Annotated in this window: 11 protein-coding genes; 7 read left to right on the top strand and 4 right to left on the bottom strand. The window is 71.0% G+C overall.

Annotated elements, in window-relative coordinates:
* Positions 1 to 21 precede the first annotated feature (21 nt).
* The 4 genes from ASF96_RS01590 to ASF96_RS01575 form a co-directional block, all read right to left on the bottom strand.
* A complete protein-coding gene (locus ASF96_RS01590; RefSeq protein ID WP_082509224.1) occupies positions 22 to 1287 on the bottom strand; it encodes an MFS transporter in 1266 nt (421 codons plus the stop codon).
* Positions 1284 to 4358, bottom strand: a complete 3075-nt coding sequence (locus ASF96_RS01585) for an alpha-mannosidase (protein ID WP_055935331.1) — start codon at positions 4356 to 4358, stop codon at positions 1284 to 1286. Before ASF96_RS01585 ends, ASF96_RS01590 begins: the two co-directional genes overlap by 4 nt.
* Before the next feature lie 135 nt (positions 4359 to 4493).
* Positions 4494 to 5834, bottom strand: a complete 1341-nt coding sequence (locus ASF96_RS01580; protein ID WP_055935329.1) for a 6-phospho-beta-glucosidase — start codon at positions 5832 to 5834, stop codon at positions 4494 to 4496.
* The gene (locus ASF96_RS01575) at positions 5831 to 6577 is read right to left on the bottom strand and encodes a DeoR/GlpR family DNA-binding transcription regulator (protein WP_082509223.1); all 747 of its coding nucleotides are present in this window, start codon (positions 6575 to 6577) and stop codon (positions 5831 to 5833) included. Before ASF96_RS01575 ends, ASF96_RS01580 begins: the two co-directional genes overlap by 4 nt.
* A 130-nt stretch (positions 6578 to 6707) precedes the next feature.
* On the opposite strand from ASF96_RS01575, the gene ASF96_RS01570 reads away from it, so the two are divergent.
* The 7 genes from ASF96_RS01570 to ASF96_RS01540 all read left to right on the top strand — a co-directional run bounded on the left by ASF96_RS01570 (position 6708) and on the right by ASF96_RS01540 (position 15880).
* The gene (locus ASF96_RS01570) at positions 6708 to 7745 is read left to right on the top strand and encodes a carbohydrate kinase family protein (protein ID WP_055935324.1); all 1038 of its coding nucleotides are present in this window, start codon (positions 6708 to 6710) and stop codon (positions 7743 to 7745) included.
* Positions 7746 to 7752: 7 nt separating this feature from the next.
* A complete protein-coding gene (locus ASF96_RS01565; protein WP_235560507.1) occupies positions 7753 to 9027 on the top strand; it encodes an ABC transporter substrate-binding protein in 1275 nt (424 codons plus the stop codon).
* Complete coding sequence (locus ASF96_RS01560) at positions 9024 to 9992, top strand: carbohydrate ABC transporter permease (RefSeq protein WP_235560506.1); 969 nt, start codon at positions 9024 to 9026, stop codon at positions 9990 to 9992. The genes ASF96_RS01565 and ASF96_RS01560 overlap by 4 nt, the downstream gene beginning before the upstream one ends.
* A complete protein-coding gene (locus tag ASF96_RS01555; protein ID WP_197978726.1) occupies positions 9989 to 10885 on the top strand; it encodes a carbohydrate ABC transporter permease in 897 nt (298 codons plus the stop codon). Before ASF96_RS01560 ends, ASF96_RS01555 begins: the two co-directional genes overlap by 4 nt.
* Positions 10882 to 11637: a glucosamine-6-phosphate deaminase gene (locus tag ASF96_RS01550; RefSeq protein WP_235560505.1), complete on the top strand. Its 756-nt coding sequence runs from the start codon at positions 10882 to 10884 to the stop codon at positions 11635 to 11637. Before ASF96_RS01555 ends, ASF96_RS01550 begins: the two co-directional genes overlap by 4 nt.
* A complete protein-coding gene (locus ASF96_RS01545) occupies positions 11634 to 14591 on the top strand; it encodes a glycoside hydrolase family 2 TIM barrel-domain containing protein (protein ID WP_055935322.1) in 2958 nt (985 codons plus the stop codon). Before ASF96_RS01550 ends, ASF96_RS01545 begins: the two co-directional genes overlap by 4 nt.
* Before the next feature lie 215 nt (positions 14592 to 14806).
* Entirely contained in the window at positions 14807 to 15880 is a 1074-nt protein-coding gene (locus tag ASF96_RS01540; protein WP_235560504.1) for a Fic family protein, read from the top strand.
* Positions 15881 to 15885 lie beyond the last annotated feature (5 nt).

Here is a 15885-nt window from a genome sequence, read left to right as displayed (position 1 = left end):
CGACCGTTCGTCCGCGGGGGCTCAGTCGGGCGACGACGCCCGCACCGTGCGATGGGCCCGCAGCACGAGGACGATTCCGGCCACCCAGAACGGGACCTGCACGAGCTCGGCCAGCCGGAACGCCCCGGGCGAGTACTCGCCTCCCCCCGCCTGCAGGGTGAGGACGGCGCCGATCAGCAGGATGACGAGGATGCTGGAGAGGAATCCCGCGCCGTTGACGACGCCCGTGGCGGTGCTGAGCCGTTCGCGCGGATTGTGGTCGCGCGCGATGTCGAACGCGACCATCGAGGCGGGTCCCCCGACGCACATGGCGGCGGCGAGCACGACGAGCAGCGGCAGCGGCGCCCGATCGGGGAACGCCAGGACCGCCGCCCACGACACCGCCTGCGCGCCGACCAGCGAGAGCACGAGAGCCGTGCGGGCCCGGGGGAAGCGACCCGAGATCGCGCCCACGATCGGCCCGAAGGCGATGCCGCACACGACGTAGACCGAGAACAGGCCGCCCGCGGTCGCGGCATCCAGACCCTGGCCCGCCACGAGGAACGGGAAGCCCCACAGCAGGGCGAAGGCGTTGCCCGAGAACGAGGTGACGAAGTGCACCCAGAACGCCAGCCGCGTTCCCGGTGATCTCCACGCCTCGCGCACGGCGCGCGAGACGCTCGTCCGCTCGACGGCGACGGGCCGGCGCTCGCGGACGACCACGGCGACCAGCACCGCCACCAGCGCCGTGACCCCCGCCAGCGAGAGGAAGGCCGAGACCCACCCCGCCACGCCGACGAGCGCGGCGAAGGGCACGACGCTGACGATCTGCCCGAACTGGCCGGTCAGACCCGTGACCTGCACGGCCGTCGGTGCGAGCCGCGGCGGGAAGCGCATGCCGATCACGCGCAGCAGTCCGGGGAAGATGGCGGCCTCACCGGCCCCCATGAGCAGACGCCCCGCGATGGCGACGCCGATGTCGGGTGCCAGGGCGAGCACGACCTGCGCCCCCGCCATCACGAGCATGCCGACCGTCAACACGGTTCGCACGCCGAACCGGTCGAGCAGCAGTCCGACGGGCAGCTGCAACGCGCCGTAGACGGCGAGCTGCACGACGGCCAGCAGAGACAGCGTCGCCGCGGTGATCGCGAACCGGTCGGCCGCCTCGAGCCCCAGGGCCGCGAGCGAGGTGCGATTGACGATCGAGACGACGTAGGCGATGACCCCGACCAGCCACACGACGAGCACGCCGATCCGCAGGCTCCCCGCGCGCGCCGCGGGGGAGCTCTGCGAGACGGTGCGGGTCATCCGCGCGAGAGCCGCAGCGTCACGACCTGGAACGGACGCAGCTCGAGCGCGATGCCCTCGCCCTCGACCGTGAGGCGGCGCGAGCGCGCCATGTCGTCGCCGAGCGGACGCTCGAGCAGGTCGACCTCGGAGGCGGATGCCACGGCGAACCCGGGCGTGAGGGTCGTCGCCGCGCGGCGCCCGAGTGCCTCGTACACGCGCACGATCACGTCACCCGAGCGGTCGTCGGCGAGCTTCACGGCCTCGATGCGCACGCCCTCGTTCGACGAGCGCAGCACGCTCCACGGCTCGACCGTGCCCTCGGCCGCGGGGCGGCGCAGCGGCAGGTTCTGTTCGTACCCGGAGGCCACGACGGCGGCGATGTCGGCCCCGGGGTGCACCGCGTACGCGAACGTGTGGTGGCCGGCATCCTGGACCGGGTCGGGCGAGTTCGCCGCGCGCACCAGGCTCAGGCGCACCTCGGTCTCGACCTCGCCCGAGGCCCCGACCGTGCGGGTGATGTCGTGGCCGTAGGTGGCGTCGTTGGTGACGCCGATGCCGTAGCCCGGCTCCTCGACGTGCACCCAGCGGTGGGCCATGACCTCGAACTTCGCGTCTTCCCATGAGGTGTTCGTGTGGGTCGCGCGGCGAACGTGGCCGTACTGGATCTCGGCGCTGTGGTGGTGGGCGTGCACGACGAAGGGGAGCGAGGCCTTGAGCAGCTTCTCGCGCTCGTTCCAGTCGAGGTCGACTGCGAAGTGCACGCGCACGTCATCGGCGTGCACGGCGATGGTCTGCGTCAGCCGCGAGGTGCCGAAAGTACGCGTGACGATCACGCGGGCGCGCAGTTCGTCGTCGACCGCGAGCTCGACGGCGTCGGCGGTGTCGAGGTCGTCGAACGTGTAGCGGTAGTGGGCGTCGATGTCCCAGGCGTCCCAGGCGTTGGGGAGGTCCTGGTGCAGCTGCAGCAGGTTCGCGACACGGTCGGCGGGCACGAGCTCGCGGCCCGCGGCGAGGTCGACGATCGAGGTCACGAGGCCCCGGGCGTCGACGGTGACCCGCACGAGACCGTTGTCGAGCACGATGTCCGCGCCGGATCGCTCCGCCCGCACCGGGTGCGCGGGCGCGACCGGAACGAGGGATGCCACGCCCAGCGCGGGCGTCTCGACCAACGCGAGCGGGGTGCCGGTGGCATCCAGGGCCAACGACCGACGGGCGTGGTCGGCCGAGTTCACGACCGCGGCCGAGAGCCCCGCGGCGTCCAGGGCCTCGGCGATCGAGTGGTCGAGCTCGGCGAGGGCGGCGGCGTAGTCCTCTTCGTTCTGCTCGTGCACCCACTGGATCGAGGATCCGGGCAGGATGTCGTGGAACTGCTGCAGCAGCACGCCCTGCCAGAGGCGATCGAGCGCGGCGTACGGGTACTCGGCGCCCTTCAGTGCGGCGGCGGTCCACCACAGCTCGGCCTCGCGCAGGCGGTGCTCGGCCTCGCGGTTGCCGCGCTTCTCGCGGGCGTGCGAGGTGAAGGTGCCGCGGTGCAGTTCGAGGTAGAGCTCGCCCACCCAGACGGGAGCGTCGGGGTACTCGGCCCGGGCTGCGGCGAAGAAGTCGTCGGGGTGCTCGATCTCGACCCGCGGCGATCCCTCGAGCGACTCCACCCGGCGCTGGCGCTCCATCATCTCGCGGATGGGTCCGCCGCCGCCGTCGCCGTAGCCGAAGGGCACGAGCGAGGTCGTCGCCCTGCCCTTGTCGCGGAACTGGCGCACGGCGTGGTGCAGCTCCTCGCCCTCGAGCGTGGAGTTGTAGGTGTCGATGGGCGGGAAGTGCGTGAAGATGCGTGAGCCGTCGATGCCCTCCCACCAGAAGGTGTGGTGGGGGAACTTGTTGGTCTGGCTCCACGAGATCTTCTGCGTGAGGAACCAGTCCAGGCCCGCGAGCTTCGCGATCTGCGGGAACGCGGCGGTGTAGCCGAACGAGTCGGGCAGCCAGATGCCGTGCGTCTCGACGTCGAGCTCGTCGCGGAAGAACCGCATCCCCTGCGTGACCTGGCGCACCATGGCCTCGCCTCCGGGCAGGTTGCCGTCGGGCTCGACCCACTGCGAGCCGACCACGATCCACTGTCCGTTCGCGATCGCGGCCTTGATGCCCTCCCACACGTGCGGGTAGCGCTCCTTGACCCACGCGTACTGCTGCGCCGATGAGGCGGCGAAGCGGAAGTCGGGGTACTGCTCGGCGAGCGCGAGGACGTTCGAGAAGGTGCGGGCGGTCTTGCGCTTGGTCTCGCGGATGGGCCAGAGCCACGCGGTGTCGATGTGCGCGTGGCCGATGCCCGAGAGGCGGTGGGCCGAGGCCGAGGCCGGGCGCGACAGCACGTCGACGAGCTCGGCGCGCGCGACGGCTGCGGTACCGACGATGTCGTCGAGGCGGAGCACGTTCAGCGCGCGCTCGAGCGCCCGCATGACCTCGTGGCGGCGGGGCTCCGTCTCGGGCAGCTCCTTCAGCAACTGGTACAGCACCTCGACGTCGAACTGCAGCGCCCACACCTCGGGTTCGAAGACCGCGAGCTCGGCGGTGCGGAAGGTGTAGATCGGCGTCTCGGGAGCGGTCTTCTTGGAGCCGAACTTCGTGGGGACGAAGTCGTTCACGAGGATGTCGGGGTTGGCGGCGGCCTCGACGAAGAAGTGCACGGGCTCGCCGCCCGCGGCCTCGTCGGTCAGGCGCACGTAGTGGTTGCGGGGGTGGATGCCCTTGACCTGCACGCCGTCGGGGGTGTGCACGAGCGCCTCGGCCTGGTTGCCGGGCCAGTCGCCCTGGAAGCCGGGGTCGAGCAGCAGCTCGACGGTGCGGCCGGCCCAGTCGGTCGGGATCTCGCCGGTGACCTCGAACCACCAGGTCGACCACGCCCGCCCCCAGCTGTCTCCGACGGCGAAGGGGGCGTAGTCGGCGGCGAGGGCCTTGGAGGCCGGGACCGGCTCGTCGGGGACCATCCAGGCCTTCAGCGCGACGGGCACCCGCGCGGAGTACACGGCGGGGACGATGCGCTCGGTGAGCACGCGGTGGATGCGCTCTTCGACGAGCGTGAGGTTCTGGTGCACGGTGTCTCCGGTTTCGGGGTCAGCGCGGGAGGCGGGGTCGGGATGCGTCGGGAGGGGCGGCGGGGAGGGATGCCGGGGGCGGCGGGCTGGTGCGGGGGCGCGGCCGACGTTCGGGTCGAGGGCGCGCCCCCGGGCTCAGCGGAGGTACGACAGGTCGGCGAAGCTGGAGCTCGCGTCGTCGAGCAAGGCCCGCGCGACGCGGACCGAGTCGATCAGCGGGTGGTGGGCCAGGGCCCGCAGCGCCGCAGCGCGTGAGCCGGTGAGAGCGGCCTCGATCGTCTGGCGCTCGACGTACTTGACGGTGGCGATGAGGCCCTGCCCGAACGCGGGCACGGCCGCGCTCTCGAGCGGGCGCGGGCCGTCGGCGCCGACGATGCAGGGCACCTCGACCACGGCCTCGGCGTCGAGGCCCGCCAGCACGCCCCCGCCGGGGACGTTGAGGATGAGCCGCGCCGACTGGTCGTAGGCGATCGCGCGCATCAGCGCGATCGCGACGTTCTCGTAGCCGCCCGAGACGAGGTCTTCCTCATCGCGGTCGCCCATGCCGGCGGAGTCCCGGTTGGTCGCCATGTAGGTGACCTCGCGCTCGTGCCGGCAGGCCTCCCAGGCCGCGTGGGGACGCGGCGCGGTCGCCGCCGTCTCCCAGAAGCCGGCCTGCTGGTCGAGCAGGTAGCGCCCGCGCGTGGTCGCGGCGTACTGGTCGGCCTGGAGCACGTCGCGACGGTACGAGTAGTAGTGCAGGTACTCGTTGGGAAGAGCCCCGAGCGTCTGGATCCAGTCGGCGCCGAACAGCGCTCCCTCTTCGAACGACTCGATGCGCTCGGGCGAGGCGAGCAGTTCCGGCAGCAGATCGACGCCGTCGCGGCGGAGCGCCGTCAGCCACCCGAGGTGGTTGAGGCCGGCGTACTCGATCTCGACGTCGGCTGCGTCCCGGATGCCGAGGGCCCCGAGCGCGCGGCGGGCGAGGCCGATGGGCGAGTCGCAGATGCCGATGACACGATTGCCCAGCACGCGACCCATGGCCTCGGTCACGACGCCGGCGGGGTTGGTGAAGTTGATGACCCACGCGTCGGGGGCGACGCGCTGGATGAGCTCGGCGAGCTGCATCGCGACCGGCAGCGTCCGCAGCGCGTAGGAGATGCCGCCGAAGCCGACGGTCTCCTGCCCGATGACCCCGTGCGACAGGCCGATGCGCTCATCGGCGGCACGGCCGGCCATCCCGCCGACGCGGATGGCCGAGAACACGAAGTCGGCCCCGCGCAGGCCCTCTTCGGCATCCGTGTGCACGCTCACACGCGGGGCATCGGGGAAGTCGCGCGCCTGGTCCTCGAGGATGCGGGCCATCGTCCGCAGCCGCGCGGCGTCGGTGTCGACGAGGGCGACCTCGTCGACGCGTCCGGCATCGCGGTCCAGCAGCAGGGCTCGGTACACCAAGGGGGTGCGGAATCCTCCGCCACCGATCATGGCAAGCTTCATGCGGTCACAATCTCGACATTCCGTCGGCCCAGGGACTCGACGATCGGGCCCTCGAGCGGCGCATCGGTGATGAGCCGCCGCAGGGCGAGGGGCAGGGCGATACGTCCGGCGCCGCTGCCGGGGAACTTGCTGTGGTCGGCGAGCACGGTCGCCGCGTCGCACGCCGCGAGCATCGCCTGCTTGATCGGCACCTGCGCCAGCGTGGTGTCGCGCAGATCGCCTTCGGGCGACATGCCACTGACGCCCAGGAAGGCGTGGTCGGCACGGATCAGGCGCAGCGACTCGGTCGTGAGGTGGCCCGCCACGCTGCGGTACACCGGGTCGTAGTCGCCCGGGAGCACGACGAGGTGCGTGTCGCGCTCGTCGCGCAGCACGTCGTAGATGGCCATGTTGTTGGTGATGACGGTGACCGCACGGCCGCGAAGCAGTCGCGCGAGCTGCAGGGTCGTGGTCCCGACGTCGAGGATGACGGCCTGGCCGTCGCGGATCGTGTCGGCGGCGGCGCGGGCGATGCGCTCCTTGCCGTCGCGATTGACGGGCTCGACGGTGGCGAAGGGCGCGTCGCCCTCGCCCATCACGGCGCCGCCGTGCGTGCGTCGCAGGAGTCCGGCGTCGTCGAGGCGCTGCAGATCACGACGGATCGTGGCGATGCTCGAACCGGTGGCCTCGGCGAGCTCCGCGACCGTCGCCGCGCGGGCGGAACGGAGGTGCTGGAGGATCTCGCGGTCTCTGACGTCTTTCATGATGCGATCACCTTATCGCTCAAAATCGCTCAGTAACAAAATATTTACACGCAAAAATTTGCGCGTTCCTGAGCGACGAATGCTATAAACGGTGCAACGCCCCGGTCGTCGCCGAAGAGAGGAGGGGCCGATGACAGTCGCATCCGGTCCCACGCCCCGCCTCCTGACGGCCGGGCAGCTTTTCCTCGATCTGGTCTTCGCCGAGCTCGATGCAGCTCCCCGACTGGGCGAGGAGCACTGGACCCCTGCCTTCGGCTGGGGCCCCGGGGGAATCGCCAACTACGCGATCGCCGCCTCCCGACTCGGAGTGCCCACGGTCCTCTGCGCCGACGCCGGCACCGACGCCCTCTCCCGGCTCGTACGCGACCGGCTGCGCGACGAGGGCATCGTCGACGGCATCCGCGAGCGCGCAGACTGGAGCCTGCCGGTCACGGCGGCGATGAACTACGGCGGCGATCGCGCCCTGGTCACCGGTGGCCGCCCCGCCGCGGCCCTCGCCTCTCTGCTCGAGAGCGCGCCCCTCACGCCCGTCGCCGCCCTCCACCTCGACGACTCCGTGTCGGAGTGGGTGCGCGCACGCGCCGCGCAGGGCACAAAGATCTTCGCCGACATCGGCTGGGACGCCGACGAGCAGTGGAACCCCTCGGCGCTCGACGTGCTCGACGGATGCCACGCCTTCCTCCCCAACGAGGCCGAGGCCCGCGCCTACACGCGCACCGACGACGCCCGCTCCGCCGCCCGCGCCCTCGCCGATCGCGTCCCCCTCGCCGTCGTCACCCGCGGCGGGCACGGCGCCATCGCGGTCGACTCGGCCGCGGGCGAAGAGGTCGAGGTCGACGCCGTCGCGATCGACTTCGTGGATGCCACGGGCGCCGGCGACGTGTTCGGCGGAGCGCTCGCTGCTGCCGAGCTCACGGCCTGGTCGTTGCGCGAACGTGTCGAATTCGCCGCTCTCGTGGCCGCGATCACCGTCTCCCGTCCCGGCGGCGCGGCCGCCGCTCCCCGCCTCGACGAGCTCCTCCCCTGGCTCGACTCCCACCCGGCGGCCGCCGACCCGGCGCGCTTCGCCTTCCTCCGCGCTGCGCTGCACGACGGCGCATCGCCCTTCGCCGCCTCGGCGGCATCCCGCACCGCCTCTTCCTCACGCCCCACCCGAATCAAGGAGTGACCCGCCCATGATGACTTTCACCCCGCGTCACCGACGCGCGCTCGGCACCGTCGCCGTCGCCGCTGTCGCCGCCGTGTCCCTCTCGGCCTGCTCCGGCGGTGCCGGCGGGTCGTCCGACGGCCCGATGACCCTCTGGACCTGGCCCGGCGGCATCGGCGAGAGCGTCGTCGACTCGGCCAAGACCGAGTTCCCCGACGCGAAGCTCGAGGTCACCACCATCGGTGACGACGTCAAGCAGAAGCTCGTCACCGTCTTCACCGGACGCAGCGGCATCCCCTCGCTCACCGGGATCAAGGGCGAGGACATGCCCTACTTCCTGCAGCAGGCCGACCTCTTCACTGACTTCTCGACCCTCGGCATCGACGACAAGCTCGCCGACTTCCCGCAGTGGAAGCTCGCCGAGGCCACCACCTCGGACGGCAAGCTCATCGGCCTCCCCACCGACATCGGCCCGACCGCGCTGTATTACCGCACCGACGTGCTCGCCGCGGCCGGCCTTCCGACCGATCCGGCCGAGGTCGCCGCCGCCACCTCCACGTGGGAGGACTACTTCGCCTTCGGCGAGAAGCTCAAGGCCGCCACGGGCGCCTACCTCGAGGTGTCGCTCGAAGACGTCTTCACCAAGGTCATGGGCCAGGGCGAGACGAAGTTCGTGTCGGAGGACGGGGAGTTCCTCGGCGAGAGCGACCAGGTGAAGAAGGCCTGGGACACCGCGATCGAAGCCAACGAACGCGGCCTGGTCGCCGGCATCCAGGACGGCAGCCCCGACTGGGCCGCCGCCGTCAACAACGGCTCCCTGCCGACGCTGCTCGGCGCCGCCTGGTACCAGGGCGACCTGAAGAGCAACGCCCCCGACACCTCGGGCAAGTGGAACGTCACGGCGATGCCCGGCGGGCCCGCCAACATCGGCGGATCGTTCCTGACGATCCCCGCGGCCACCGCCAACAAGGACGAGGCCGTGAAGATCGTCGAGTACCTGCTCGACGCCGAGAACCAGGCCACCACCTACACCGAGGTCGGCAACTTCCCCTCGTCGACCGAGGCGCTGAGCCAGCCGGCGCTGCAGGAGCCCGACGCCTTCTTCGGCGGACAGGTCACGACCGACGTCTTCAAGGCGGCGTCCGAGAAGATGCCGGTCAGCTACACCAGCCCCATCGACAACGAGGTGGCGGCGCCCTTCATCACCGAGCTCGCCAACGTGCAGTCGCAGGGCAAGGACCCGCAGCAGGCGTGGAACGACGCGCTGACCGCCGCCCAGCAGGTGTGGGAGCGCTCTAAGTGACATCCGCCACGCGCGTCATGACGGCCTCGGGGGTGCGCCCCAGCGCGCGCCCCCGGGGCCGGGGCCTCATCCGGCACTGGCCGATGTACGTGGCCATCGCCCCCTTCTTCCTGCTCTTCCTGGGCTTCGGCCTCTTTCCCACCGCCTACTCGCTCGTGCTGTCGTTCCAGGACTGGAACGGCCTCGGCACGGCGGAGTGGACCGGGATCGACAACTACACGCGCCTGTTCACCGACGGCACGTTCTGGCTGTCGGTGCGCAACACGTTCATCATCTTCGCGCTGTCGACGTTCCCGATGCTCGCCATCGCCATCGCGGTCGCCGCTCTGCTGAACAACGCCGTGCGCTTCAGCACCGCGTTCCGCATCGCCTACTTCGTGCCCAACATCACCTCGGTGGTGGCCATGGCGGTGCTGTTCGGCTCGATCTTCGGCGAGAACTTCGGACTGGCCAACGCGGCCCTCAACTCGCTGGGCCTGCCGGGTGTGCAGTGGCTGTCGACGCCCTTCGGCATCCAGCTCACGATCTCGATCCTCATCACCTACCAGTGGACCGGGTACAACGCGATCATCTTCCTCGCCGGGATGCAGTCCATCGGCGGCGAGGTCTACGAGGCCGCGAAGCTCGACGGCGCGGGCCCCATTCGCAGCTTCTTCTCCATCACGCTGCCGCTGTTGCGCCCGACGATCATCTTCGTCCTCGTCGTCTCGACGGTCACGGGCATGCAGAGCTTCACCGAAGCGCAGGTGCTCACCGCGAGCTCGAGCACGACGAACCCGAACAGCGGCGGCGCGGGCCAGGGCGGGCTGACCATGGTCCTGTACTTCTACCAACAGGCCTTCAGCTACAACCGCTTCGGCTACGGCGCCGCGATCGCGTGGGGCGTCTTCCTCATCGTCGTGATCTTCACCATCATCAGCTGGCGCTTCACCGCCGGCAAGAAGGAAGACAAGGCCCGCGCATGACCGTCACCACGCCCCCCACCGCCACGGTCACCGAGCACATCACCACCGCAGGGGTACCGATGCGCCGTCGCCGCAAGGCGACACCCGGACGCGTGCTGCTGTACGGCATCCTCTCCGTCGGCGCGTTCATCTCGCTCTTCCCGCTGTACTGGCTCGTCGTGATGGCCAGCAACTCCACGAGCGACATCTACACGACCCCGCCCACGTTCATCCCGGGGCCGCGACTGTTCGACAACATCGGCGCGGTCTTCGCGCGCATCGACTTCGCCGGCTCCCTGCTGAACACGGTGATCGTGGCCTGCAGCGTGACCTTCCTGGTGCTGGTCTTCGACTCGCTCGCCGCGTTCGCGTTCGCGAAGTTCGAGTTCCCACTGCGCCGCACGCTCTTCACGATCACCCTCGTGACGTTCATGCTGCCGATGCAGCTCGCGGTCATCCCGCAGTTCATCACGATGACCAACCTGGGCTGGGTCGGCCAGCTGCAGGCGCTCATCGTGCCGGCCGCGGCCAACGCGTTCGGCATCTTCTGGCTGCGCCAGTACATGGTCTCGTCCATCCCCGACGAGCTGATGGATGCCTCGGTGCTCGACGGCGCGGGCTTCTTCCGCCAGTGGTTCACGGTGTGCCTGCCGCTCATCCGCCCAGGTCTGGGCTTCCTCGGCATCTTCACCTTCATCGCCGCGTGGAACGACTACCTGTGGCCGCTGGTCGTGCTGACCAACCCCAACCAGGTGACCCTTCAGGTCGCGACGGCCCAGCTGAACACCGCCTTCGGTCAGGACTACGGCATGGTGATGGCCGGGGCACTTCTCGCCGTGCTGCCGCTGCTGATCGTCTTCCTCATCGGTGCACGCCAGTTCATCGGCGACATCGCCAAGGGCGCGATCAAGTGAGCGAAACCGCGCTCCGCGCCCCTCTCACGCCGATCTCGCCCTCGACGCGGGTCGTCATGGTCGACGCCGATGCGATCGGCGACGTGGCGGCGGGCGTCGTGGCGACCGTCGCCCCCGACGGCGTCCTCGGCGTGGCGACGGGATCCTCCCCTCTCGCGCTCTACGCCGCGCTCGTCCGTCGCAGAGCCGACGGTCTCGCGACCGAGGGGCTGCGTCTGTTCGCCCTCGACGAGTACGTCGGGCTCGACGCCTCCGACCCCCGCTCGTACGCGGCCTACGTGCGGTCGGTGATCGCCCGACCCCTCGGCATCCCGGCCGAGAACGTGCGCGTGCCGCACGGTTCCACCGCCGCCGACGGCGCGGCCTACGAGCGGGCCATCGCCGCCGCGGGCGGGGTGGACGTGCAGATCGTCGGCATCGGTCGCAACGGCCACATCGGCTTCAACGAACCCGGATCGGATGCCGGGACCCGCACCCGTGTCGTCGAGCTCGACGAGAGCACCCGCCGCGCCAATGCCGAGCACTTCGACGGCGAGCTCTCCCGCGTACCGACGCACGCCATGACGCAGGGGGTCGCCACGATCCTGTCGGCCCGGCGTATCGTGCTCATGGCATCCGGTGCCGCGAAGGCCGCCGCCCTGCGCGCGGCCCTTACCGGCCCCGTCACCGCCGACAACCCCGCTTCCTTCCTGCAACGGCATCCCGACGTCACCGTCGTGGCCGACCCCGACGCCCTCCGTGAGGACCGATGACCCACCTCGGCGATCCCACCCCCGGATCCGACACCCGCCTTCCCCCGCGCGCCTGGCTGCGCTCCGACGCCCCGGTCCAGAGCCTCGACGGCGACTGGGCGTTTCTTCTGCACGACGCTGATCCCGGCGACGACCTCGACGGCCCGCCGCCGTTCGCCGCCGTCGACGCCGATGCCTCCGGGTGGGACCGCATCCCGGTGCCCTCGCACTGGGGGCTGCGGGGGCACGGCCACCCGACGTACACGAACATCCGGTACCCGTTCCCCCTCGACCCCCCGCACGTGCCCGATGCCAACCCCACCGGCGACCACCGGCGCGTGTTCGAGTGGCATCCGGATTTCTGCGCGGGCGGCCGCACGCTTCTGCGTTTCGAGGGCGTGGAGTCGCTCGCGACGGTCTGGCTGAACGGCACCGAGATCGGCTGGTTCACCGGCAGCCGCCTGATGACGGAATTCGACGTCACCGACCACCTGGTCGACGGCGAAAACGTGCTCGCCGTGCGCGTGCACCAGTGGTCGGCCGCGAGCTACCTGGAGGATCAGGACCAGTGGTGGCTCCCGGGCATCTTCCGCAGCGTCTCGCTGCAGGGCCGCCCCGCGAACGGCCTCGACGACGTCTTCGTGCGCGGCGACCGCGACCCCGCGACCGGCGCCGGCACCCTCGACGTGCGCCCCCGCGGTGGCTGGCCCGTGACCGTGCGGGTGCCCGAACTCGGCATCGACGAGACGTGGGCGGATGCCACCGAGGTGGCGGTGCTCCCCCTCGACGCCGTCGACGCGTGGACGGCGGAGACACCCCGCCTGTACGACGTGGAGGTGTCGACGGAGGCCGAGACCGTGCGGCTGCGCGTGGGCTTCCGCCGCATCGAGATCATCGGCGACCGGTTGCTCGCCGACGGGCGACCGCTGATCTTCCGCGGCGTCAACCGCCACGAGACCGACCCCGACCGCGGCCGCGTGTTCGACGAGGACTACGTGCGCGGCGAGCTCGCCCTCATGCGCCGGCACAACATCACCGCCATCCGCACGGCCCACCAGCCCCCGCACCCGCGGATGCTGGAGCTCGCCGACGAGCTCGGCTTCTGGGTCGTGCTCGAGTGCGACCTCGAGACGCACGGGTTCTGGGACGTCGAGTGGACGGGCAACCCCGCCGACGACCCCGCCTGGCGCGACGCCTGCCTCGACCGCGTTCGCCGCACCGTCGAGCGAGACAAGAACCACGCGAGCGTGGTGATGTGGTCGCTCGGCAACGAGTCCGGGACCGGCCGCAACCTCGCCGAGATGGCCGGGTGGATCCGCGAGCGCGACGACTCCCGCCCGATCCACTACGAGGGCGACTACGGCGGGGCGTACACCGACGTGTACTCGCGCATGTACCCGACGATCGAGGAGATCGCCTCGGTCTGCGGCGAGCAGACGATGCCCGTGCACGAGATCGGTCCCGCCGAGGGCGCACGTCAGCGCGCGAAGCCCTTCGTGCTGTGCGAGTTCGCGCACGCGATGGGCAACGGCCCCGGCTCGCTCGCCGACTACGAGGCGCTCGTGGAGCAGTACCCGCGCCTGCACGGCGGCTTCGTGTGGGAGTGGCGCGATCACGGCATCCGCACCCGCGCCGCCGACGGCACCGAGTTCTTCGCGTACGGAGGTGACTTCGGCGAGCCCGTGCACGACGGCGTCTACCTGATGGACGGTCTCGTGCTCTCCGACGGCACGCCCTCTCCCGGTCTCGGCGAACTGGCCGCGGTGTGGGCCCCCGTGACGCTGGAACACCTCGGCGAGCGCTCCTGGCGGGTGCGCAACCGGCAGCACACGCTCGGCACCGACCACCTCGAGCTGCACTGGCGCATCGAGGACGACGGCATCCGTCTGACCGACGGGACCGTCGCCCTGCCCACGCTCGCCCCGGGCGAGGAGGGCACCGTCGAGGTCCCCCTCGACGGGCTGCCGGATGCCGCGACCGAGCGCTGGCTCACCCTCGAGGTGAGGTGGCGCGACGCCCCGCCGTGGGGCGATGCCGGGCACATCGTCTCGCGCGCGCAGCGCCCGCTCCGCACCGCTCCTCCCTGCCCGCCGCGCCGCGGCCGCGCCTCATGGGACGGCGACGCCCTGGGTGAGGCGGTGTTCGACCGCCGCGGCGGTCTGCTGCGCTGGCGCGACCTCGACATCTCCGGACCGCTGCCCGAACTGTGGCGCGCGCCCACCGAGAACGACCAGCTCGACGGGCAGGGCTCGTACGAGACGGCCGACCCGGCCCTCACGCACGGCCGCGGCGATGAGAGCACGCCGGCGTCGTCGGTGCGGTGGCTCGAGCGCGGCCTCGACCGCCTGCAGCACCGGGTGCTGTCGGTCGAGCGCACCGACGACGGCCTGGTGCAGCGGGTGCGGTCGATGGCCGCGCACAGCGCGCAGGGCATCGAGACGACCTTCGCCTGGCGCCTCGACGGCGACGGCCTGCGACTGCACACCGACATCCGGCCGTTCGGCCCCTGGGACTGCACGTGGCCGCGGGTCGGCGCGCGCATCGGGTTGCCGGGCGCGCTGGCCGACGAGCGGGTGGAGTGGTTCGGCACGGGACCGGCGGAGTCGTACGCCGACAGCGGCGAGGCCGCGTACGTCGGACGCTTCGAGGCCGCCGTCGACGACCTCGGCGTCGCGTACGGCCGGCCGCAGGAGACCGGCCACCGCCCCGGCCTGCGCGCCCTCGACCTCGGCCCGCTGCACCTGCGCGCGATCGACGCGGGGGCGACGGGCTTGCCCGGGTTCCAGCTCGATCGTCACACCGCGCAGGAGCGCACCGGCGTCGGTCACGCGCACGAGCTGCCGCCGTCGCGCGGACTGTGGCTCTACCTCGACGCCGCGCAGCACGGGTTGGGGTCGCGCGCCTGCGGACCCGACGTGCTGCCGCGATACGCCCTCTGGCCGCGCGCGGTGTCGTGGACGGTGGTGTTCGGGTAGGCGGACGTCGTATTCGGGGACGAAATTTTTATGAGATAGTGCCGTAAGTCATAAAAATGGGAGCGCCCCTTATGAATTCCGATCCGCCTCGAGAACCCGCGGGCGACACGTCTTGGCCAGCCGTCGGCTACGAGACGCGCGACTGGGTACCCACGGCGGCCAGGGGAATCCGCGCCGCACGCGAGGGTCATGCCCGCGTTCGCTATGAGGCCTCCGTGCCGCCGACAATCGCCTCCCTCAACCCCTCACTGGTCCCTGAGGTCGCTGCGGAGGCGGAGGAAGCGGCGGCCGAACTCGCACGCTTCGATGCCGAACTCGGCAGCCGGGTCGCGGGCTTCGCCCCGGTCCTCCTGCGGTCGGAGGCCGCTTCCTCGTCGCAGATCGAGAACCTCACCGCGTCGGCTCGTGCGATCTTCTCCGCGGAGCTCGGCGCGAAGGGATCCCGCAACGCCGAACTGATCGCCGCGAACACCCGCTCGCTGCACGCAGCCCTCGATCTCGCGGCGCAGATCACGCCGGCCAGCATCGCTGCGATGCACCGCGTTTTGATGGAGTCGCAGCCGAGGCACGCCCCCGGTGAGTACCGGACGGAACAGGTGTGGATCGGAACCCGAGGCGACTCACCCGTCGGTGCCGAGTTCGTCCCGCCGCACCACGAACACGTTGCGTCTCTCGTCGAAGACCTCGCTGGCTTCTCGACCCGCTGGGACGTGCCGTCTCTCGTCTCCGTCGCGATCGCCCACGCGCAGTTCGAGGCGATCCACCCCTACACCGACGGCAACGGCCGAACGGGTCGAGCCCTGGCACAGTCGATGCTCCGCTACCGAGGTGTCACCAGGAACGTCGCCATCCCGGTTTCCGCCGGCCTCCTGGCCGACGTCGACGGCTACCACGCCGCGCTGACCGCCTATCGAGACGGAGACCCGAACGACATCGTTCGCGCCTTCGCAGCCGCAGCATTTCGCGCGGTCGCGAACAGTCGCGAGCTCGTTTCCGACATCGACGACATCCGCGCATCCTGGAACGATCGACTGACCGCCCGACGCGACTCCAACGCCTGGCGACTGCTCGACGTCTTCGTTTCCCGGCCCGTTCTCGACTCGGCGACCGCCGCCGAAGAGCTGGGGATCGCACAGCCCAACGCGTACCCGCCACTGAAGGCGCTCGTCGACGCCGGCATCGTGCGCTCGAAAGCGGAGCACAAGCTCGGACCGTTCTGGCGTAGCGAAGAGATCCTGCACGCCATCGACGCGTTCGCTGCGAGGGCGGGACGCCGCCAACGCGGCTGAACCCC

This window comes from Microbacterium sp. Leaf179 (assembly GCF_001423785.1).
In the GTDB taxonomy this organism is placed as follows: domain Bacteria; phylum Actinomycetota; class Actinomycetes; order Actinomycetales; family Microbacteriaceae; genus Microbacterium.
Note: the sequence above shows the minus strand (reverse complement) of the source record. Positions and strands in the feature narration are given on the sequence as shown.

Bases quoted from the DNA above. Each gene is read 5' to 3' on its own strand.
- ASF96_RS01590 (WP_082509224.1), bottom strand. From the start codon at position 1,287: ATGACCCGCACCGTCTCGCAGAGCTCCCCCGCGGCGCGCGCGGGGAGC.
- ASF96_RS01580 (WP_055935329.1), bottom strand. From the start codon at position 5,834: ATGAAGCTTGCCATGATCGGTGGCGGAGGATTCCGCACCCCCTTGGTG.
- ASF96_RS01575 (WP_082509223.1), bottom strand. From the start codon at position 6,577: ATGAAAGACGTCAGAGACCGCGAGATCCTCCAGCACCTCCGTTCCGCC.
- ASF96_RS01570 (WP_055935324.1), top strand. From the start codon at position 6,708: ATGACAGTCGCATCCGGTCCCACGCCCCGCCTCCTGACGGCCGGGCAG.
- ASF96_RS01565 (WP_235560507.1), top strand. From the start codon at position 7,753: ATGATGACTTTCACCCCGCGTCACCGACGCGCGCTCGGCACCGTCGCC.
- ASF96_RS01555 (WP_197978726.1), top strand. From the start codon at position 9,989: ATGACCGTCACCACGCCCCCCACCGCCACGGTCACCGAGCACATCACC.
- ASF96_RS01545 (WP_055935322.1), top strand. From the start codon at position 11,634: ATGACCCACCTCGGCGATCCCACCCCCGGATCCGACACCCGCCTTCCC.